This window comes from Methylocaldum sp. GT1BB (assembly GCF_051027545.1).
Taxonomy (GTDB): domain Bacteria; phylum Pseudomonadota; class Gammaproteobacteria; order Methylococcales; family Methylococcaceae; genus Methylocaldum.
On sequence record NZ_CP194902.1, the window covers coordinates 5,191,905 to 5,212,539 of the forward strand.

Consider the following 20,635-nt stretch of genomic DNA (forward strand, 5'->3'; position numbering starts at 1 on the left):
AAAAAACTTGCGTAATTGACTGACTTAAAGGGTCCTCGCCCAACCCTCTCCCGGAGAGTAGAGGTATCTGTACAAATCGTCACCCCGGCATGGATTGCCGGGGTCCAGAGGCTAAGGACGGCAACGGCCTCTCACATCCATGTGTTCTGGATTCCGGCATCCAATCGCAAACGGTTGCTTTAGTCGCAACCCTTCCCTGCCGGAATGACGGTTTTGCGGACTTGTGTAGATACCTTTGGTCAGAGGGAGATGGCTTTTTTCAAAGCTTTACTTATTAATCAGGCCCGTAAATACCCTCCTGGTATTTCGGGCCGCCGCCCAGGCCCGGTACACGCCCGGCCTGAGCTCACGCGGCTTGTCGCCGCGCCGGGGCATCCCTGCCCCGGATCAACCCGGCCTATATTTATAGGCCGGGTTAATAACACGACAGTTAGCACTGGACACCCCTTGGAATCCGACCGATGCGTGGAATCCGAGAGTGCTTAAACAGGGAACGATAGCGAAGCGGTCAGCAGCATGAACATCTGATCTCTTGCCGGCCGATGCCCGTTTCCGGAACGGGACAATCTCAGCACGGATGGCTGAGCACAAGGAGGACATCAACGCGTGAGACCGGCAACGGAACAAGCTCCCTTACAGGCAACCGTCGCCCAGATTCGCTGCTTGGCGGCGGTTTTCAGAGGACCGAAGGACCTTCGAGTAATGCCCGTCTCGGTGCCCCCACCGGGTCCTGGGCAGGTGCGCGTCAAGCTGGAAGGCTGCGGCGTCTGCGGTTCGAATCTTCCGGTCTGGGAAGGACGCCCCTGGTTCGACTACCCCTTCCCGCCCGGCGCCCCCGGACACGAAGGCTGGGGCCGCGTCGAGGCAGTGGGCGCGGACGTCGAGCGTCCGGCGGTGGGCACTCGGGTAGCGGTTTTGTCCTATCACGCCTACGCCGGATACGATCTGGTCGAAGCCGGCGCCGCCATTCCTCTTCCCGCCGTGCTCGACGACCAGATCTTCCCAGGCGAACCCCTGGCTTGCGCGATGAACGTGTTTCACCGCAGCGGCATCAAGTCCGGAGAAACGGTCGCCATCGTCGGCATCGGGTTTCTGGGCGCCCTGCTCGTCGGCCTGTCGGCCAAGGCCGGAGCCCGCGTGATCGCACTGTCCCGCCGTCCCTACGCACTCGATGTCGCACGCCGCCAAGGCGCCGACGAAACCCTGTCGATCGGTGATTTTCAGGCTGCCGTCGACCGCGTCAAAGCACTGACCGGGGATGTCGGCTGCGACTGCGTGATCGAGGTCGGGGGAGAACAGTACACCCTGGATCTGGCCACCGAATTGACCCGAGTACGGGGTCGCTTGGTGATCGCCGGCTACCATCAGGACGGGCCGCGCCAGGTGAACATGCAATTGTGGAACTGGCGCGGCCTGGACGTCATCAACGCCCACGAACGCGACCCGCAGCGATACGCCGACGGTCTGCACGCCGCGATCGCGGCTGTGGCCACCGGACGCATCGATCCGTCGCCGCTTTACACCCACCGATTCGCCCTCAAGGAGCTGCCCCAGGCTTTCGAGCTGATGCGGTCGCGCCCGGATGGCTTTCTGAAAGCGGTGGTGCTGCTATGAGCGCGACTCCGGTACAAAACGCGACTACGGAAGTTCGGCCGAACCGTCCGCGGCTGGGCTTTCTCGGCGTCGGCTGGATCGGCCGCAACCGGATGGCCGCCCTGGCGGAAGATGGTTGCGCCGAGATCGTCGCCCTCGCCGATCCGTCCCCGGAAGCCCTGAAGGAAGCGTCGCACCTCGCGCCCGGAGCCGCCCTGAGCGAACGTCCGGAGAGCCTCTTCGAGAACTCTGTGGACGGGATAGTCATTGCCACGCCCAGCGCCGCTCACGCCCGGCAAGCGATGGCCGCTCTCGAAAGAGGCCTTGCGGTGTTCTGCCAAAAACCGCTGGCCAGGACCCGGCAGGAAACGCGAAGCATCGTCGATGCGGCGCGCCGTGCGGACAGGCTGTTGGGCGTGGATTTGAGCTACCGCTACGTACGCGGCATGGCGGAAATTCGCGACGCCATCCGCCGGGGCGATCTGGGCGAAATCTATGCCGTGGACCTGACCTTCCACAACGCCTATGGCCCGGACAAGCCGTGGTTCTACGACCTCGCCCTGGCGGGCGGCGGCTGCGTCATGGATCTGGGCGTCCACCTCGTGGATCTGGCGCTGTGGATGCTGGATTTTCCGGACGTCACCGAGGTCGTCAGCCGCCTGTACGCCCGCGGGAGGCTCCTGGCAAAACCGGCTGCCGAGATCGAAGACTATGCCGTCGCGGAGATCGGATTCCGAGGCGGCGCCGTCGCTCGCATCGCCTGTTCCTGGCGGCTTTCGGCCGGCCGCGATGCGGCGATCGATTTCTCTTTCCACGGCACCGGGGGCGGGGCCGCGCTCCGCAATGTCGACGGCTCCTTCTACGACTTCATCGTCGAACGCTTCCACGGAACCCGGCGCGAAGCCGTCGCCAGCCCTCCCGACCCCTGGGGCGGGAGGGCGCTCATCGATTGGACACGGAGGCTCGGCCAAGAAGGGCGCTTCGCCCCGGAAGCCCGGCAGTTCGTCGAAATCGCAACCGTACTCGACAGGATCTACGGACGATGAAAATCCTCATGACGGCCGACACGATCGGAGGCGTCTGGCGGTACGCGCTGGAGCTGGCCCGCGGATTGGAAGCTTTCGGGGCGGACATCGTGCTGGCCACGATGGGCGCCCCCCTGTCCGCCGAACAGCGGCGCGAAGCCGCGGCCCTTCACCATGTCCGGGTGGCCGAGAGCCGCTACAAACTGGTCTGGATGGACGATCCCTGGGAGGATCTCGAAGCAGCCGGCCGGTGGCTGCTGAAGCTGGCGAAGGACGCCAATCCGTCGCTGATTCATTTGAACGATTACCCCCACGGCCATCTGGCCTGGCCGGCTCCGGTCCTGATGGTCGGCCACTCCTGCGTGCTGTCGTGGTGGCAAGCGGTATATGGCGAGCCGGCGCCGAAGCGCCTGGACCGCTATCGGGACGTCGTTCGAACCGGGCTGCGGGCGGCGGACTGCCTGGTCGCACCGACCGCGGCCATGCTCGCCGAATTGCGCAGGCTGTACGGTCCTTTGCCGACAGCCCGCGTGATCTCCAATGGGCGCGCCGGCCAGCCCGAGAGCAACAAAAAGCCCTTTATCCTCTCGGCCGGCCGATTATGGGACCCGGCCAAGAATATCGCCGCTCTCGCCCGAATCGCCCCGCGCCTGTCATGGCCCGTCTACATCGCCGGCGAAGCCCGACATCCCGACGGCGGAACGTCCGACTTCGCGGACACCCATTGCCTCGGGCGGCTTTCTCCCGAGCAACTCGCGAACTGGTTCGCCCATGCCGCTATCTACGCCCTGCCCGCCCGCTACGAACCATTCGGTTTATCGGCGCTGGAAGCGGCCTCGGCGGGATGCGCCCTGGTGCTCGGCGACATCCCCAGCCTTCGCGAAATCTGGCAGGACGCTGCCTTATTCGTATCGCCGAACGATACCGAGCAACTCCGCTCGACGCTTCAGGAACTGATCGACCGGCCGGACCTGCGGCACGACTGGGCGGCCAAGGCCCGGATCAGAGCGGCCTGGTTCACGCCGGAACGGATGGCCGCCGCGTACTGGAATGCTTATCACGATTTGATCGCCGACCGACGGACGACCAAACGCCGGGCCGGCAAGACGACGAACGTCTCTTTTCACTCGCAAACGGCATCGCCGGGAGCGCCGGTGCGACCCGATCGCCACGTCTAACTAAAACAATGGAATCTTAGAATGAAATTTGTCCTCTTCTATCACTCTCTGATCTCCGACTGGAACCACGGCAATGCCCATTTCCTGCGGGGCATCGCCACCGAACTGCTGCAGCGCGGCCACCGCGTCGAGGTTTACGAACCGACCGACGGCTGGAGTCTTCAGAACCTCCGCGCCGAGCGGCTTCCCGGCTCGCTGATGGGCTTTTTCGAGGCCTATCCACAGCTGCTCAGCCGCTTTTATAACGTCGACGATATCGACATCGGCGCCGTTCTGGCGGATGCCGACGTGGTCATCGTGCATGAGTGGAACGATCCCGCTTTGGTCAAAAAGATCGGACGCCATCGCGCCCGATCGGGGCACTACGTCTTGCTGTTCCACGACACCCATCATCGGGCGGTGACCGATCCCGAATCGATCGCCCGATACGATCTGGAACACTACGACGGGGTGCTGGCCTTCGGCAAGGTACTGCGCGACATCTATTTGGACCGGGGCTGGGCCTCGCGGGCCTGGACCTGGCACGAGGCCGCCGATACCCGCGTATTCCGTCCGATGCCGCGCGAGCCCGAGGAAGGAGATTTGATCTGGATAGGCAACTGGGGCGACGACGAGCGCACCCGCGAGCTCAAGGAATTTCTCATCGATCCGGTCAAGACGCTCAAGCTGAGGACGCGCATTTACGGCGTGCGCTACCCGGCACGGGCGCTCGGCGTCTTGTCCGACGCCGGAATCGAATACGGCGGATGGCTGCCGAATTATGAGGTTCCCCGAATGTTCGCCCGTTTCAAGGTGACGGTTCACATTCCGCGGCGGCCTTATCGCAGGGCGCTGCCGGGCATACCCACGATACGCCCCTTCGAAGCGCTGGCCTGCGGCATTCCGCTGGTCAGCGCGCCCTGGGACGATGTCGAGGGCTTGTTTACGCCCGGCCGGGATTTCCTGGTCGCCCGCACCCGTCACGAAATGGAGGAAGCCGTCGCAGCGGTTCTGCACGACCGCAAATTCGCGCAGAGTCTGGCCGCGCAGGGACGCGCCACCATACTCAGACGCCACACCTGCGCGCACCGAATCGACGAGCTGTTGGACATCTGCCGCGAACTGCGCCTGTCCCGCTCCGCGGAACACAAATCGAGGAAAGAACCCGCTGTCACATAGGAGACGTCTTCATGAAACACCGGCCGCAAGTCGCATTCTTCGGCTCCAGTCTGGTCTCGTCCTACTGGAACGGCGCGGCCACGTACTACCGCGGACTGATTCGCGCCTTGAGCGTGCTGGGGTACCGCACCACCTTCTACGAGCCGGATGCCTTCGAGCGGCAGCAGCATCGCGATATGGCCAATCCGACCTGGGCCAACGTCGTGGTTTATCCAGCCACGGAACAGGGCGTTTCGAAAGCGCTGGAAGCCGCCCGGCAGGCGGATATCCTGGTCAAGGCAAGCGGCGTCGGCGTGTTCGACGACTGGCTGGAACGCGAAATTCCGGGCCTTCGGGCGCCAAACCGAATGGTCATCTATTGGGACGTCGATGCCCCGGCCACCTTGGAGCGGGTTCACCAGAATCCCAACGATCCGTTCCGTACCCTGATTCCCCATTACGACCTGATCCTGACCTACGGCGGCGGACCGCCTGTCGTAGAGGCTTACCGGGCACTGGCCGCACGCGATTGCGTGCCGGTCTATAACGCGCTGGACCCGGCCATTCATTATCCCGTGACACCGGATCCCCGGTTTGCCGCCACTTTGGGATTTCTCGGAAACCGCCTCCCGGACCGGGAAACGCGGGTGCACGAATTCTTCTTCAGTCCCGCGGCGAAACTCCCGAAAGCCGATTTCCTGCTCGGCGGAAACGGGTGGGAATGCAACATACCGGAACTCCCCAATCTCCGCTATCTCGGCCATGTATATGCCCAGGATCACAACGCGTTCAATTGCAGCTCGCGCATGGTCCTCAACATCAACCGCAGCAGCATGGCGCGCTTCGGCTACTCCCCCGCCACCCGAGTATTCGAGGCGGCGGGTGCCGGCGCCTGCATCGTCACCGACGCCTGGGAGGGCATCGAGCAATTTCTGGAACCCGGCCGGGAAATTCTGGTTGCCCGGACCGGGGACGATGTCGTCCGGCATCTTGAAACGACGTCCGAAGAACGTGCTCGGGCGATCGGCGCCGCCGCCATGCGGCGGGTGATCGCGGAGCATACCTATGCGCACCGGGCGGCGCTGGTCCACCGTATTCTGACCGGACTGGCGGATGGCGGCGTTTCGAGCAATACGCCCGCGCCTCGATCCAATGCTGAGGAGAACTCTCTTCCCGATCGGTTCAACCCCTCCTTAAACCCACACACAGGAGCTTGATCATGTCCGAGCCATTGAACATCGTCATACTGGGACTCTCGATTACGTCATCCTGGGGCAATGGCCACGCCACGACTTATCGGGCGCTGGTACACGGCTTGAGCGCGCGCGGCCATAGCGTACTGTTTCTGGAACGCGACCAGCCCTGGTATGCGAAAAACCGCGACCTGCCCAACCCGCCTTACGGCACGACCCGCCTTTATGCCGATCTTGACGAACTGAAAGATCGGTTCACCGACGAGGTGGCGCAAGCCGATCTGGTCATCGTCGGCTCGTACGTTCCGGACGGCGTCGAGGTCGGACAATGGGTGATCGCCACGGCGCGCGGCCTTACCGCTTTCTACGACATCGATACGCCGATCACGCTGGCTAAACTGGTGCACGGCGATTGTGAATATCTGCACCCGGATCTAATCCCCCGCTACGAGCTTTATCTATCCTTCACCGGCGGTCCGCTCCTGTCCTGGCTCAAACGCTCGTACCGCGCTCAACGGGTGGAACCGCTCTACTGCTCGGTAGACCCGGATCTACATTCTTCAGACTTCGGCCCCATCGAGTACGACCTCGGCTACATGGGCACTTACAGCGAAGACCGGCAGCCGGCGGTCGAGGAATTGCTGCTGAAACCCGCGCGTCAGTGGGCACAGGGGCGATTTGCGATCGTCGGAGCGCAATACCCGGAAACGATAGCCTGGCCTCCGAACGTTCACCGCATCGAACACTTGCCGCCCGCCGCTCACCGGCGCTTCTATACCTCGCAGCGTTTCACGCTGAACGTCACCCGCCACGAGATGGTGCGCGCCGGATACTCGCCCAGCGTGCGCCTGTTCGAAGCCGCCGCCTGCGGGACGCCGGTCATCTCGGATCGTTGGCAAGGTCTCAACAGCTTCTTCAAGATCGGTGAAGAAATTCTGGTGGCCGAACGCGCCGAGGACGTTCTGCGTCATCTCCAGGAGACCTCGGATGCCGAACGGACCCGCATCGGCGAGCGGGCGCGTGCCAAGGTGCTTTCGGCCCATACCTCGATTCATCGGGCCATAGAGTTGGAAAACCATGTGCGCCGGGCACGCGGGGGATTCCCTAGACCCCGCATCATTCATAGCTACGGTTAGAACGTTTTTTACTAGGGTGCAGGAACGGGCGGCATACGAAACCGTCACACCCTACACCGAACTAAAAAATGTTCTCGCCGCAAGGCTTCATTACCGAATGATCAATGCCAGGAGGTGTCGTCATGTCGCACGAATCGAAAAAAACGACGAATCACGAGGAGATTCGCCGCTGGGTGGAAGAACGGGGAGGCTGGCCCGCCACCGTTAAGGGTACCGCCGGCAAAGGCGACGAAGCAGGCATCCTGCGCATCCGGTTCACCGAAGGCGGTGAAACGCTGGAGCGGATCTCCTGGGAGGCGTTCTTCGACAAGTTCGAAGAGCAAAAGCTGGCTTTTCTTTATCAGGAAAGAACCCAGAGCGGAGAGGTAAGCCGTTTTTTCAAGCTGGTGCGGCGCGACTGATCGTCGACCCGTAAGACGGAAGAAAATACCTTCCTTTGTCGCCGGCCGCACCGCGCGGAATTGGAATCCCGGACCGGGCAGCAGCCGATAAGGCGGCGGGAACCTGCAAGCGCAACCAGCAGACGGCCCGGTTGACCGAGAGGTTAGGCCACAGATGAATCATCGGTGAGCTCAACGGCGTTTTCGTCGCACCAAAGGCGCAACGCCTTTTCAGTCTCGCGGGATTCGTATTCGTACCAGCGTTCAAGCTGGTTTCGGCTATTCAAGAAATCTTTGAAGCGACCGTAAGCGCCTTTCTTTCGAAAAAACTCGGAAACGGTTTCGTATTCGCCGGGGAGTTCTTGCTCTACGAATGACAATACCAGGTTATGCCCCAAGTCCAGATCGTGCTTGTGAGGAACTTCGACGTACCTGTCTGATGTTTCGAGATCGTCGGGAACTTCTTCTTCGAAGTCGAACTCGGGTGACAAATAGTGAATCGTTCCGGTGTCCCGATCGATGAAGGCCCTGCCGTCAAAGGGCGCGCCGGAACTCACGAATTCGAAGGCATCAAGGAGATCTGAGTATCTGAGCTTTGCGATGGACATATGGTACGTGGCCTCATGTGCCGAACAATCGGCGCTTGGTGACTGGGTCAAGCTTTTGTTGTTTTAACTTCGGCTTGGTTCAGCTAAGTGAACTTCGTCATTTTGCGTAAAAAAATCAAAGCGAATAACCAAAGCGTGGGCCGTTTTGCTAACGTCACCGGTAATCGGGCCGCGTTAGCAGCTCCGGTACACCGCCTCGTTAGGCTGTTTTTCCATCTTAACTGTCATGCCATTTCTTTCTACGACGACAAACCCCATTCGCTCATACAGCCTTTTGGCCGGATTGTCTTCAAAGGTCGTAAGACGAATGCTGACCTTTGAATAAGTAGCAGGTAGACGGTTCAAGAGCTTTGTGCCAATACCTTGGCCCTGCCGGGCAGGGGATAACTGGATGTTGTCGATGTAAATCGATGTGGGTTCTTTGATTACGCTGAGGTAACCAGCTCGTTTACCGGCAATGATCACCATGGTTATGTTCTCAACGACGAATCCGTTACGGAACTCGGTTGAAACCCAGCCTCCCCAGTGTTTACAGAATAAATCATGCATGTTCCTCTTGGTGAGACGGTAACAGTATGCGTAGTCATCAGAAGTAGCAGGTCTAAGTTCGTAATCCATTGTTCACCGCTTATGCCACACAGCCCAATCGTGAATGGGTCAGCTCGTAGGGCGGGTTAGGCGATAGCCGCCGATTCCGCGGCAAGGCGGGTTACGGCTATCGCCTAACCCGCCCTACGGACTGTTTCAGGTAAGCCGGACGGGCATTCATATGGTCACGCCGTTGGCGCCCGGCGCACCAGTCAGAGTTTTTCGCCATCCTGTTAAGCGCCGGAATGCTGAATTGTTCTTGTTACCCGCGTCAAGTCAGAAAAAGCTTACGAACTCGGCCTGATAAGACTGATACGCGATGACCGAAGCGGTTTTCCCGAAGGTTCGGCGTTCTGTGGAAAAGTGGCCGAAGAAGCCAAGGATGGAGCCGGACCGAATTGCAGACCTTTGTTCTGGATGCCGGCATCCAAAACACACGGATGTGATCCGGGCATACGCCGCCCTTGGCTTCTGGATTCCTTTCGAACCGTGCCAATCGCCCGGTGTCTAATTTTTGAGCTGATGAGTGATCGAACGGCGGCGATTGCGGCGCTTTGGGCACCATCGGTAACGACTTATTGAACCCATGCATCGTTCGACCGGTGCATTCCGGACAAACCGAATAGACCAGATCCGAAGGAGTGTGAAATGGCAAGCGTGCACAAATCCATAGAGGTCAACGTGCCGGTAAGAGTTGCGTATAACCAGTGGACCCAGTTCGAGGATTTTCCCAGTTTCATGGAGAACATCGTGGAGGTGCGCCAGATCGACGATAGCCATGTGCATTGGCATGCCGAGATCGGCGGAAAACACAAGGAATGGGACACCGAAATCGTCGAGCAGGTACCGGATCAGCGCATCGCATGGCGTACCACGGCCGGACCGGAGAACCACGGGATCGTGAGTTTCGAGCCGGTGGGCGGCGACCGCACCCGTGTCAGCGTGGATATCGAATATCAGCCCGAGACCACGATGGAGAAGGTCGGCGATATGCTCGGAATGGTGTCTTCCAACGTGGAAGAGGACCTGGAGAACTTCAGGGACTTTCTCGAGTCACGGGGACACGAAACCGGCGCCTGGCGCGGTGAAATCCACTAAAGCGAGGCTCCGAGAGATGGCTGCGGAACACGGCTTGCCGCGTCATCTTTCAAGTCCCGATCGGCCATCGCCTTTTGACTGAAAACCAAAGGAGCGCAGTCCAAGCAAGCCGAGACGAAGCGCTCTCCATTCCAAACCCGCTTTGTCCCCTCTCGCTACGTCCTCCCCAATTCGCCCTCCTGTTTGGCCGAATAAGGAGTTTGGGGAGGGCGGGGCGAGAATGCTTGGCCGTTCCCGGCGAACGGACGCATTTGTCGGCAAGGGATTGTCGATCAACGACAGGTTTGGCCACGACAACCGCGTGCGGGGCGGCCCTCCGCTCCAATCGAGATTTCCCGCTCGCTGGACGGCGGAAATCGTCATCGGTCGAATTTATCAGGCATAATTCCTTTAATAAAACCAGCCCGCGAGAATTCGATGATGCAGATTTTCCGCACCAAAAGAACTACCACGGACGACTTCCAGGACAGTGGACTGAGACGCTGCCTCGGAGCGATGGATCTGACTCTCCTCGGCATCGGCGCCATCATCGGTACCGGAATCTTCGTACTGACCGGCATTGCCGCCGCGACTCAGGCGGGGCCCGCGGTCATCATTTCCTTCGTGATCGCCGGTCTCGCCTGCACCTTCGCCGCGCTGGCCTATGCCGAGCTGGCCTCGAGCGTCGGCGGATGCGGCAGCGCCTACGGATACAGCTATGCAGCGTTCGGCGAGCTGACAGCCTGGATCATCGGCTGGGACCTGATCTTGGAATACGGGCTCTCGGTAGCCGCCGTGGCCAACGGCTGGTCCGGCTATTTCAACAACGCCTTGACCGCCATCGGTTTGCCGCTGCCCGATTACCTGACCCATGCGCCGGAGCTGGGCGGCATCATCAATCTTCCGGCGGCCGGCATCGTGCTGATTCTCATGATCCTGCTGATCATCGGGGTCAAGGAAAGCGCCCGGCTCAATTCGCTGATGGTTTTCATCAAGCTGCTGACCATAGGCATATTCGTCTCGGTCGCGCTGTTCAACGTCGATCCGGCCAACTGGCAGCCCTTCATGCCTTTCGGCTGGTTCGACCACACGGCCGAGGGCAAACCTATCGGCATTTTCGCGGGAGCGTCCATCGTTTTCTTCGCCTATGTCGGGTTCGATGCCGTCTCGACCGCCACCGAAGAAGCGCGCAACCCGAAAAAGGACGTGCCCGTCGGCATCGTGACGGCGCTGGCTTTCTGTACCTTGGTCTATATCCTGGTCGCCGGCCTGCTGACCGCGGTTGTTCCCTACACGGAACTCAACGTGTCCTCTCCCGTGGCCCACGCGCTCCAGCTATTGGGTTTGAACTGGGCGTCCGCACTGGTGGCGACTGGCGTCATTGCCGGGCTGACCACGGTCATGCTTGTGCTCTATTACGCGCTCACCCGGATCATTTTCGCGATGGCCCGCGACGGTCTCCTGTCTCCGTGGTTTTCGACCGTCAACCGGAAAACCCAAACGCCGGTGAGAGTCATCATCCTGTGCGGCTTTCTGATCGCATCCGTAGCGGGTTTCGTGCCGCTGAGCGAACTTGCCGAACTGGTTAACATCGGTACGCTGTTCGCATTCGTACTCGTCTGCCTCGGCGTCATGATTCTCCGCATCACCGACCCCGGCATGCACCGTCCTTTCAAGACACCGGCCAACCCCGTGCTCCCGATACTCGGCGTCCTCTCGTGCGGAGCACTGATGGTTTTTCTTCCGACAACCACCTGGTACCGGTTCATAATCTGGCTCGGTATCGGACTGATCGTCTATTTCGTCTACTCGGTACGCCACAGCAAGCTCGCGAAAGCGGAAGAGGCGCAGACTAGCGAGATCTAGAGCGTTTTTCATCCCGGTGTACGGCTTCGTGTCGGGCGGGAAGAACGTAGGTCGGCAATCCCTTGCCGACTTATCGGCTCGGCAAAGGACTTTGTGGGAAGGGGCGTCCTGGCGCTCCCAGGACGGCCGTTTGCGATTGGAAGGGTCGCGACTAAAGCGACCGTTTGCGATTGGAAGGGCAGCTCTGGCGCTCCCAGAGATGCCGTTTGCGATTGGAAGGGTCGCGACTGAAGCGACCGTTTGCGATTGGGAAGGGATTGCCGACCTACATATTGGACTCTCTGACACCGAATCGGAAAATGCTCTAGCCTGCCATAGCCAGAGATAGACAAGCCGGTCCGATCGAGAACTGCGCCAATGTCAGCGGCGGCCGTTGGAGGAGGATGGGGATGAATCGGATTTGTGCCGGGCCACATCGGCGGTCCAGACCAGCCTGACGCGGCTTTTTTTGGCCTTGGTTTCCAGCGGCGCCGCAGTGCCGGCTTGACGCCCGGAGGCCGCGTCTAGAGTCGGTTGCCGCCGTGGAGAAACGATGGTTTTCGGATCGAGAGGCTCGTAGCTGCCGCGCACTCGATCGTCGGGTACCCGACCGATATGCAGCCTGGGCCGGCCTTGCCAGTTTCGTGCATCGTGCAGGAGCTGCGGCGGGCGCACCGTTCGGTATGTGGCACTCGAATCAAATCGGCTTGCTTCATCCACGTCTCCGGAACTTAACGCCGCGGCTCGCGCTCTTTCGCGACTACGCTGATGCAGCCATGCTCTCAGCTCCTTCAGCCTCACCCGCTCGTCCTCGCTGAATTCAAGATCGACGTCATTGAGGGTGGCCGATTCCACTTCTTCGAATCCTTCGTCAACGTCCGGCTCCGGACCGAACTTCTGGGCCGTGGCGGGGCCGGAAAACGCCCATATGACGAGGAATCCCCCCAAAGCATTCTTTGACCAATTGTTCACTATCATCCCCCGCGAAAATCTATGCGAGTCTGCCTCTCTATTCGGGCATGAGGCCTTTGCCTCGCTCAGCGGTTTACACCGCCTTCGGAATCATCAAGACTTCCGGTTGCAACGATCGCCTTAGCCGTTTCTCGTACTCGCCCCAAAACGACATCGTCCTGGAGAACTCCACCGCCTACGATCGGCGGGCAAGACACACCGGATTCTCCGGAACTCCGCACTAAATCAAGGCATTGAGAATGGCTAAAAAAATAACGGCACCGAGCACCGCTGTCGCGAAGCTTATCAAAGATGTCGGACGCTCCACACCCGGCTTTCCTCCGAATCCCAAACGGTCGGCAATCCAGCCGCCGAGAAAGGCGCCTATGATACCCACGGCGATATTACCCAGCATTCCCATCTCGTCTCCCCGACCGACGATCAGGCTTGCTACCCAGCCGGCGATCCCGCCGAAAATAATCCAAAGCAACATATCGATATCTCCCTGTTACGATAACAAAATCGGGAACATCAGTGGCGCAACTGTTCCCGCGATATCGGTATCCGGATTCGGATAATCCTCTAAATTGGGCACATTTTCAGGGTTTTGGTTCCTCCGAACTATTTCTTCGATTTTTCTGCGTTCGAGATCGCGTCCGGGTAAAACAACGGCTGATCGGCGACTTTGAAGTCGGCAATGGTTTTTTGCCCCTCCGTGCCCGTGACGTAGTCGATGTATTTCTTGGCCAGCTCGTAATTCACGTGTTTATGCTTCTTCGGATTTACGGCCATGACATGATAGGGATTGAACAGTGCCGGATCTCCCTCGAATAGAAGCTTCACGGTCAATTTGTCCTTGCTCGCGAGAAAGGTTCCCCGGTCGGTCAGCGCGTAATACGCCTTATCGTCGGCCATTCGCAGCACGGCTCCCATGCCCTGCCCTACCGAAAGATACCATTCGCCTTCCGGCCGCAGCCCCGCTTTCCGCCAAAGAGTCTTTTCCTTGACATGGGTTCCCGATTCGTCGCCGCGGGAAACGAAGCCCGCCTTGGCCGCGGCGATTTTCTTGAAAGCTTCGTCCGCGGTCTTTGCGTTCCTGACACCGGCGGGATCCGTTTCCGGGCCGACGACGACAAAGTCGTTGTGCATCACGGGCTTGCGGTCCACACCGTTTCCCGCCGCCATGAATTTCTCTTCCGCATCGGGATCGTGCACGAAGACGATATCGACATCGCCGCTTTCGCCCAGTTTCATCGCCTTGCCGCTGCCTACGGCGATCACGTCTATCCTGGCCGTGTGCTTTTTCTCGAACGGCGCATTAAGCACCGGCAAGAGCCCCGTGTTCTCGGTACTCGTCGTGGTCGCCATTTTCAGCACCTGTTCGGCCAGGGCCAGGGGGGTAAAAACAACCGAGGCGATCAGGCCGAGAACAACAAGACGATTTCTTAGCATGTTGAATCCTTTTTTGAAGAGCCGATCGGAAACGTAGGTAAATTCATGGACGAGCACCATCCACGTCCCGGCTATTTTTGCTCATCATCGCGAAAACGCAAAAGTCAGACGAATATCGCCCAGCCTGAAACGACCAAATGACGTTCCCCGAGGGTGGGTATCGCAAGACCCGCCTTCCCCGGCCCTTAGTCCATGACTTGCCTCGCCTTTGACGCCATGCTTCGGAGTCTTTCCCGATCGTCGGCGCTCAGGTTCGCGGGCTGAACATCGATTTCCACCTTCTTCAAGGTGCCGGTGAACCGATTGGGCGAAGCGTAGGCGGCGCTTACCGGAGATCCCGAGTCTTCGCCGATGTCGAAGGTTTCGTCGGCGGAAAAACGTCCCCAGGTGGTATGTTCGATCCGGCCTTCGCCGGCCTTCTTGTCGTTGACGAAAAGCGCCGCCGTGCCGCCCTTGCCTATGCCGCCACCGTCGTAGCGGAACTCCATGCGTATGGTATTCGGTCCCGGAGACAGCGGCTCCGAGCCGGTTACGCTGTAACGGGCCTGGGTGACGTAGTTGTACTCGTAAACCGGCCGTCCGTCCTTGACGTAGAGGGCGAAGCCTCCCACCACGCCGCCCTCGGCAACGAGTACGCCGTCCGCTCCGCCCTGGGGCACTTCTATCTCTGCCGTAATGATGTGCGAGCGGTTCTTGACCGGAGCGGCCGAGCCTTCCGGAATGCGCGCACCTCCCGGGTAGTAGGTGAACCGTGTCCGTCCCTCGATCAGGCTGGGCCGCAAGCCGGGATCGGTACGCTCGGTCAAGCGATCGTCCAGTGGGAGAACCTGGAACTTCTTGGCTTGCACCCAAAACTCGTCCTGAAGCTTCTTGAGCTTGTCGGGATGTTTCGCGGCCAGATCGTCGGCTTCGCTGAAATCGCGATCCAGGTCGTAAAGTTCCCATTGATCCTCGTCGAAATCGAAGGTCCCGGTGGTCCACGGCAGCCGGCCGTGACGGGCGGCGGCGATCCAGCCGTTCCTGTACAGCGCCCGGTTGCCGAACATTTCGAAATACTGTACCTGCCGCGTGCCTTTTGCGTTCGCATTATCGAAGCCGTACAGCATGCTGACGCCTTCCATCGGCTTCTGCTTGACGCCGTTCACCTCCGTGGGTATCGGGATCTTGGCCGCTTCCAAAATGGTCGGCACGATGTCGATGACGTGGTGGAATTGCGTGCGAATGCCGCCTTTGTCCTTGATGCGATCCGGCCAGGCAACCACCATCGGATTGCGTACGCCGCCCAGGTGCGAGGCGACCTGCTTGCCCCATTGAAACGGCGTGTTCATCGCCCAGGCCCAGCCCACCGGGTAATGGTTGTAAGCGTTGGGCCCGCCGATTTCGTCCAGGTGCTGCACCAGCAAAGCCGGATCTTCGGATAAACCGCCGATGGCCGCCATTTCGTTGAAAGCGCCGTAGAGAGTGCCTTCCATGGAGGCGCCGTTATCGCCGATGATCCAGAAGACGACGGTATTGTGCAACTGGCCGACCTGCTCGATGGCGTCGAGCACGCGGCCCACCTCGTAGTCGGTCTGGGCGGTGTAGGCCGCGAAGGCTTCCATCAGCCGCGCGGCCACCCGCTTCTGGTCGGGCGTCAGCGAGTCGTAGGCCGGTATTTCCTTCGGCCTGGGTGTGAGCTTGGTATCCGGCGGGATCACGCCCAGCTTGAGCTGGCGCTGATAGGTCTCTTCGCGGTACTTGTCCCAGCCCTGGTCGAACTGTCCCTTGAACTTGTCGAGCCACTCCTTCGGCACATGATGTGGGGCGTGCGTCGCGCCCGGAGCGTAATAGACGAAGAACGGCCGGTCGGGCGTGACCGACTGTTGCTGAAAGATGTAGTCGATGGCCTCGTCCGCCAGCGCGTCGTTGAGCGTGTAGCGCCCTTCTCGGCCCTTCGGAACCTGCATCTCCACCCGCTGATGGTCGCGGTAGAGCGCCGGCGCCCACTGGTTGGCCTCTCCGCCGAGGAAGCCGTAAAAATGATCGAAGCCTTGCAGTCCCGGCCAGCGGTCATAGGGGCCCGATACGCTGGTCTCCCAGTCCGGGACATTGTGGTTCTTGCCGAAGAACGCGGTGCTATAGCCGTTCTGGCGCAGAATCTCGGAGACCATCGCGGCGCTCTTGGGAATCTGGCCGGTGTAGCCGGGATAGGCGGTGCCGGTCTCCGTGATCGTGCCGGTACCGACCGAGTGGTGATTGCGTCCGGTCAGAAGAGCCGCGCGGGTGGGCGAACAGAGAGCCGTGGTGTGGAAACGCGTGTAGCTTAGCCCGGCCTTCGCCAGCCGGTCGAGATTGGGCGTCGGAATCTGCCCGCCGAAGGTGCCCCACTGGCCGAACCCGGAATCGTCGATCAAAACCACCAGGACGTTCGGAGCACCGGCCGGCGCTTTGACAACCGGAATCTTGTCCGGCTGAGAGTCCTTGTAAGTGCGTCCGATCTTGCCCTTGAAGGCAGGCTCCGGCGCGGGCAGCACCGTGCCGCGCGGGCCCTCTGCCCATGCGGCGGCAAGCGAGAACGCCAGCAGTATGATCACCCTGAACGGCAACCAGGGGAACATGCCCAAGCGCCGCTTCTGAAAACGGGGTGCGTCCATTTCGATCTCCTTTCGTGGTTTCGCTTCCTTTCCTTCCTCAATTAGACAGGAATTGCCTCGGAAGAACGATCCTGTGCGTTCCTCTCAAGGATGATTTCGCCTTCGAAGTTCGACAACGTGATTCAAATGTGAATCGTTGTCCGCGTCCCTTGTCAAATAGGCGTTATCTTGCGCATCGTCGGCTGGCTCTCGATCGTTCTTGAGCGGCGAGAGAGTCGAACGAGCATGACACGCCGACAAGGAGGCACAGCATGTACGGTAGGAAACCACCACGTCCCAGCGGCGGCAACTCGATCGTGCTGACATGCGCGTTCGCGGCGAGCGTGATGCTGACTGCCGGGGCTGCGACTGCCGCAGACATTACCCGCGGATCGACCACGGGCCAAACCGACGCCCCGGGGTACGACCATCCCAACCAATACCTTCACGTTCAGGCGGAAAGCATCGCGGAAAACATGGAACCGGTGATCCCGCACGCCGACCAGGAGCGGGAAGCCCGGCAGAAGCTCGACGAACTGGAACAGAAATTCGGTAAGAAGCCGAATATCCTTATTTTCCTGATGGACGACGTGGGCTGGATGGACCCAGGGTTCAACGGCGGCGGCACCGCGGTCGGCAACCCCACCCCGAACATGGACAAGCTGGCCCGGGAAGGTCTGATCCTGACCTCGGCCTATTCGACGCCGAGTTGCACCCCGACCCGAGCGAGCATTCATACCGGTCAGAACCCCCTGCACCACGGGCTCTTGCGGCCGGCCCTGTACGCCGAACCCGGCGGACTGGACGGGGCGGTGACTATCGCCGACGTGCTCGACGATTTGGGTTATTTCACCCAGGGCGTGGGCAAGTGGCACATGGGCGAGAACGAAGGGTCCCTGCCTCAAAATGTGGGTTACGACGACTATTACGGCTTCCTGTCGGTGTCGGACATGTACACAGAGTGGCGGGACGTGTACTTCAACCCGGAAATCGCCCTGAGTCCTTCGCGGACCGAGATGATGGAAAAACTGCCCTTCAACCGCAACAACGTGCACTGCGTGAAGGGTCAGAAACAGTGCGAAAACACCTACGAGATCAACCTGACGACGATCAAGAACCTGGATCAGGACTGGGCCGCCTACAGCGAAAAATTCATCCGGGATAGAGCCGACAACGACCAGCCCTGGTTCCTCTATCATGCGCCCCGAGGCTGTCACTTCGACAACTATCCCAACGAGGAGTACGCGGGCAAGTCCCCGGCGCGCACCGTCTACAGCGACTGCATGGTGGAAATGGACGATGTTTTGGCCCGCTTGTACAAGGCCCTGGAGGACAGTGGGCAAATCGAAAACACGCTGATTATCCTGAGCTCCGACAACGGACCCGAATGCGAAGTGCCGCCCCACGGCCGCACCCCGTTCCGCGGCTGCAAGGGCTCGACCTGGGAAGGCGGCGTACGGGTACCGACTTTCGCCTACTGGAAAGGGGTGATCAAGCCCAGAATCTCGGACGGCTTGTTCGATCTGACCGACCTCTTCAACACCGCGGCATCTCTGGCCGGAGCGCCCGGCGCCGAGGTGGCCAAGTACGTGCCCGCGACCGGGTACTATATCGACGGCATCGACCAGACCTCGTTCCTGCTGGCCGACGAGGGCGAATCGAATCGCCGCAGTATCATCTATACCCTCGGTGATCAAATGTCCGCGATTCGCCTCGATGAATTCAAAATGTATATGGTCGTCGAGCTCGAGCAGGCGGTCTTCGACCGGGGCTATACTGGCGGGTTCACCGGTGCCATCGTCGAAACGATCCCCGGAGGCGCGGTCGTCAATCTCTACACCAACCCGGGCGAAGATGTCGGCGAAGGCATCAGGCACCTCCCCGTCACGACGGTGATAAGCCAGGAAGCCGAACGCTACGAAGCCGTCCTGGAAAAGTACCCGCCCAACATCAAGATAGGCTTCTGAAGGTGGCTCGATAGTGAAGCGTCCCGCCACAATGCGGCGGGAGCGGTCTTTTCCCGATACGGGCGGCGTCGCGGCCACACTCTCGAGGGGATGAACGGCGCCGCCCTACGACCGATAAGAGGCATCGAATGATTGAACGCCACACGTTTCCACTCACAAGGCGACCGCTGCTGATGGCGTTTTGCCTTGCTCTGCTCCAGCCCCTCATCTGCGCGGAGGCACAGGCCGCCCAGCCGAACGTTCTGCTGATTCTCACCGATAACACCGGCTGGGGGGACTGGGGCGCTTATGGCGGCGGAGCGCTGCGCGGGGCGCCGTCTCCGCGGATCGACCAGCTCGCCGCGGAAGGCATGCGGCTCGAGAATTTCAACGCCGAGGCCCAGTGCACGCCGAGCCGCGCGGCGCTGATGACCGGGCGGCTCGCCGTCCGCAGCGGCGCGCAGAATGTGCCGATCGGGACTTCCTTCTACGGCCTCGTGCCATGGGAGGTGACTCTTGCCGAGGCGCTGTCCGACGCCGGATACGCCACCGGCGCCTTCGGCAAGTGGCACCTCGGCCGCACGCCCGGACGCTGGCCGACCGATCAGGGGTTCGACGAATGGTACGGCATCCCCAACAGTACCGACGAAGCCGTCTGGACGACGCCTGAAGTGCTTCAGGAGTATTCGGTCCCGGCGGACGCCCAGGTTCCGGAAGCCGACCAGCCCTGGATCATGGAGGGCCGCAAGGGAAGCGAGCCTCAGCGGGTCAAGCTCTACGATCTGAACGAGCGCCGGCTGATCGACGCCGAACTCACCCGGCGGGCGATCGATTTCATGAAACGCAACGTCAGAAGCGGAAAGCCGTTCTTCGCGTATGTGCCGCTCACGGCGACCCATTATCCCACTCTCCCGCATCCCGACTTCGCGGGAAAGAGCGGCCACGGCGACTATGCGGATATGCTGGTGCAGACCGACCACTACGTCGGCCGAATGCTCGATGCCCTCACCGAACTCGGCGTCGAGGACGACACGGTGGTGATCTTCGCCTCCGATAACGGGGTGGAGGACCCCGATGCCGGAGACGGCCAATTCAGCGGCTGGAGCGGACCTTGGGCCGGCACCTACGTCACGGCGATGGAGGGCGGCATACGGGTGCCCTTCATCATGCGTTGGCCGGGCAAAGTGCCTGCCGGCGCCGTCAACAACGCGATCGTGCACCTGGTGGATATCTTCCCGACGCTGGCGGCGTTCGCCGGAGCCAAGGTTCCCGATGACCGCCCCATCGACGGCATCGACATGGCCGATTTCTTTCTGGGAAAACGGGAAGACTCCGGCCGCGAGGGTTTCGTGATCTATGTGGGCGACGACCTGAGGGCGGTGAAGTGGCGGAACTGGAAAATCCACTACGCCTGGCAGGAGACGAAATACAGTCCGGTCGAGCGCTTCTCGACCGCGCCGAAGGTAGTCGACCTGACCCGCGATCCGCGGGAAGAGCGGCAGGCCGCCGAGCCCTACAACACCTGGATCTTTTATGCGAACACCATCACGACCGATTTCCGACGCAGCGTCGAACAGTGTCCGAACGTGCCGGTGGGCTCCCTGGACTCCTACAAACCGCCTCCCTCATGCGCCTTGGGGGGAGTATCGAGGTAATTCGGCTGGGAGGGCCTCGAATGCGCACGAAGAGGCGCATTTGTCGGCAAGGGATTGCCGACCTACTCAGCGATTGTAGGTCGGCAATCCCTTGCCGACGACAACACTAAACATTTTCCAAGTGTGTAGTCACAGGCCGCAGATCAATCGCTCGGCTTTGGTTGAACCTGTTTTCGCAACACCTCCACCAGCGGCGTAGGTCGGCAATCCTTTGCCGACGGAAGCGTCTCGATATATTCCTAAAGTGTGTAAAAACAAG

General features: G+C 60.6%; 17 protein-coding genes. 11 read left to right on the forward strand and 6 right to left on the reverse strand.

Annotation, left to right across the window (positions count from 1 at the left end; genetic code table 11):
- The first annotated feature begins 702 nt into the window (after positions 1-702).
- The 7 genes from ACR2TX_RS24285 to ACR2TX_RS24315 all read left to right on the forward strand — a co-directional run bounded on the left by ACR2TX_RS24285 (position 703) and on the right by ACR2TX_RS24315 (position 7,663).
- On the forward strand, positions 703-1,614 hold the full coding sequence (locus tag ACR2TX_RS24285) for an MDR/zinc-dependent alcohol dehydrogenase-like family protein (RefSeq protein WP_133717463.1): 912 nt from the start codon (positions 703-705) through the stop codon (positions 1,612-1,614).
- Entirely contained in the window at positions 1,611-2,639 is a 1,029-nt protein-coding gene (locus tag ACR2TX_RS24290) for a Gfo/Idh/MocA family protein (protein WP_434130872.1), read from the forward strand. The genes ACR2TX_RS24285 and ACR2TX_RS24290 overlap by 4 nt, the downstream gene beginning before the upstream one ends.
- Positions 2,636-3,796, forward strand: a complete 1,161-nt coding sequence (locus tag ACR2TX_RS24295; RefSeq protein ID WP_205780697.1) for a glycosyltransferase family 4 protein — start codon at positions 2,636-2,638, stop codon at positions 3,794-3,796. Before ACR2TX_RS24290 ends, ACR2TX_RS24295 begins: the two co-directional genes overlap by 4 nt.
- Positions 3,797-3,817: 21 nt before the next feature.
- Positions 3,818-4,954 (forward strand): CgeB family protein, encoded by a 1,137-nt coding sequence (locus ACR2TX_RS24300; RefSeq protein ID WP_434130874.1) that lies wholly within the window; start codon positions 3,818-3,820, stop codon positions 4,952-4,954.
- Between the two features lie 11 nt (positions 4,955-4,965).
- Complete coding sequence (locus ACR2TX_RS24305) at positions 4,966-6,150, forward strand: glycosyltransferase family protein (RefSeq protein WP_156880666.1); 1,185 nt, start codon at positions 4,966-4,968, stop codon at positions 6,148-6,150.
- Between the two features lie 2 nt (positions 6,151-6,152).
- Positions 6,153-7,262: a CgeB family protein gene (locus tag ACR2TX_RS24310; RefSeq protein WP_077729344.1), complete on the forward strand. Its 1,110-nt coding sequence runs from the start codon at positions 6,153-6,155 to the stop codon at positions 7,260-7,262.
- Positions 7,263-7,384: 122 nt separating this feature from the next.
- Positions 7,385-7,663 carry a hypothetical protein gene (locus tag ACR2TX_RS24315; protein WP_156880665.1) on the forward strand — a complete coding sequence of 93 codons (279 nt, stop codon included), beginning with the start codon at positions 7,385-7,387 and terminating at the stop codon, positions 7,661-7,663.
- Positions 7,664-7,806: 143 nt separating this feature from the next.
- Here the strand turns inward: ACR2TX_RS24315 and ACR2TX_RS24320 are convergent, their stop codons facing one another.
- On the reverse strand, positions 7,807-8,250 hold the full coding sequence (locus ACR2TX_RS24320; protein ID WP_434130877.1) for a hypothetical protein: 444 nt from the start codon (positions 8,248-8,250) through the stop codon (positions 7,807-7,809).
- A gap of 174 nt (positions 8,251-8,424) precedes the next feature.
- Entirely contained in the window at positions 8,425-8,718 is a 294-nt protein-coding gene (locus ACR2TX_RS24325; RefSeq protein ID WP_434130879.1) for a GNAT family N-acetyltransferase, read from the reverse strand.
- 768 nt (positions 8,719-9,486) lie between these two features.
- On the opposite strand from ACR2TX_RS24325, the gene ACR2TX_RS24330 reads away from it, so the two are divergent.
- Together ACR2TX_RS24330 and ACR2TX_RS24335 are read left to right on the forward strand one after the other, a co-directional pair.
- Positions 9,487-9,936 carry an SRPBCC family protein gene (locus ACR2TX_RS24330; protein WP_077729339.1) on the forward strand — a complete coding sequence of 150 codons (450 nt, stop codon included), beginning with the start codon at positions 9,487-9,489 and terminating at the stop codon, positions 9,934-9,936.
- A gap of 420 nt (positions 9,937-10,356) precedes the next feature.
- Positions 10,357-11,781: an amino acid permease gene (locus ACR2TX_RS24335; protein WP_434132545.1), complete on the forward strand. Its 1,425-nt coding sequence runs from the start codon at positions 10,357-10,359 to the stop codon at positions 11,779-11,781.
- Positions 11,782-12,141: 360 nt separating this feature from the next.
- Here the strand turns inward: ACR2TX_RS24335 and ACR2TX_RS24340 are convergent, their stop codons facing one another.
- The 4 genes from ACR2TX_RS24340 to ACR2TX_RS24355 form a co-directional block, all read right to left on the reverse strand.
- Positions 12,142-12,732: a hypothetical protein gene (locus tag ACR2TX_RS24340; RefSeq protein WP_434130881.1), complete on the reverse strand. Its 591-nt coding sequence runs from the start codon at positions 12,730-12,732 to the stop codon at positions 12,142-12,144.
- Positions 12,733-12,952: 220 nt separating this feature from the next.
- The gene (locus ACR2TX_RS24345; protein ID WP_156880661.1) at positions 12,953-13,204 is read right to left on the reverse strand and encodes a GlsB/YeaQ/YmgE family stress response membrane protein; all 252 of its coding nucleotides are present in this window, start codon (positions 13,202-13,204) and stop codon (positions 12,953-12,955) included.
- Between the two features lie 128 nt (positions 13,205-13,332).
- On the reverse strand, positions 13,333-14,163 hold the full coding sequence (locus tag ACR2TX_RS24350; RefSeq protein ID WP_434130883.1) for a substrate-binding domain-containing protein: 831 nt from the start codon (positions 14,161-14,163) through the stop codon (positions 13,333-13,335).
- 185 nt (positions 14,164-14,348) lie between these two features.
- Positions 14,349-16,796, reverse strand: coding sequence for an arylsulfatase (locus tag ACR2TX_RS24355; RefSeq protein ID WP_434130885.1), 2,448 nt, complete (start codon positions 16,794-16,796; stop codon positions 14,349-14,351).
- A 251-nt stretch (positions 16,797-17,047) separates the two neighbouring features.
- Here ACR2TX_RS24355 and ACR2TX_RS24360 point away from each other — a divergent pair, with 251 nt between their 5' ends.
- A complete protein-coding gene (locus tag ACR2TX_RS24360) occupies positions 17,048-18,742 on the forward strand; it encodes a sulfatase-like hydrolase/transferase (RefSeq protein ID WP_086133967.1) in 1,695 nt (564 codons plus the stop codon).
- A gap of 173 nt (positions 18,743-18,915) precedes the next feature.
- On the forward strand, positions 18,916-20,376 hold the full coding sequence (locus ACR2TX_RS24365) for an arylsulfatase (protein WP_077729479.1): 1,461 nt from the start codon (positions 18,916-18,918) through the stop codon (positions 20,374-20,376).
- Positions 20,377-20,635: the final 259 nt, after the last annotated feature.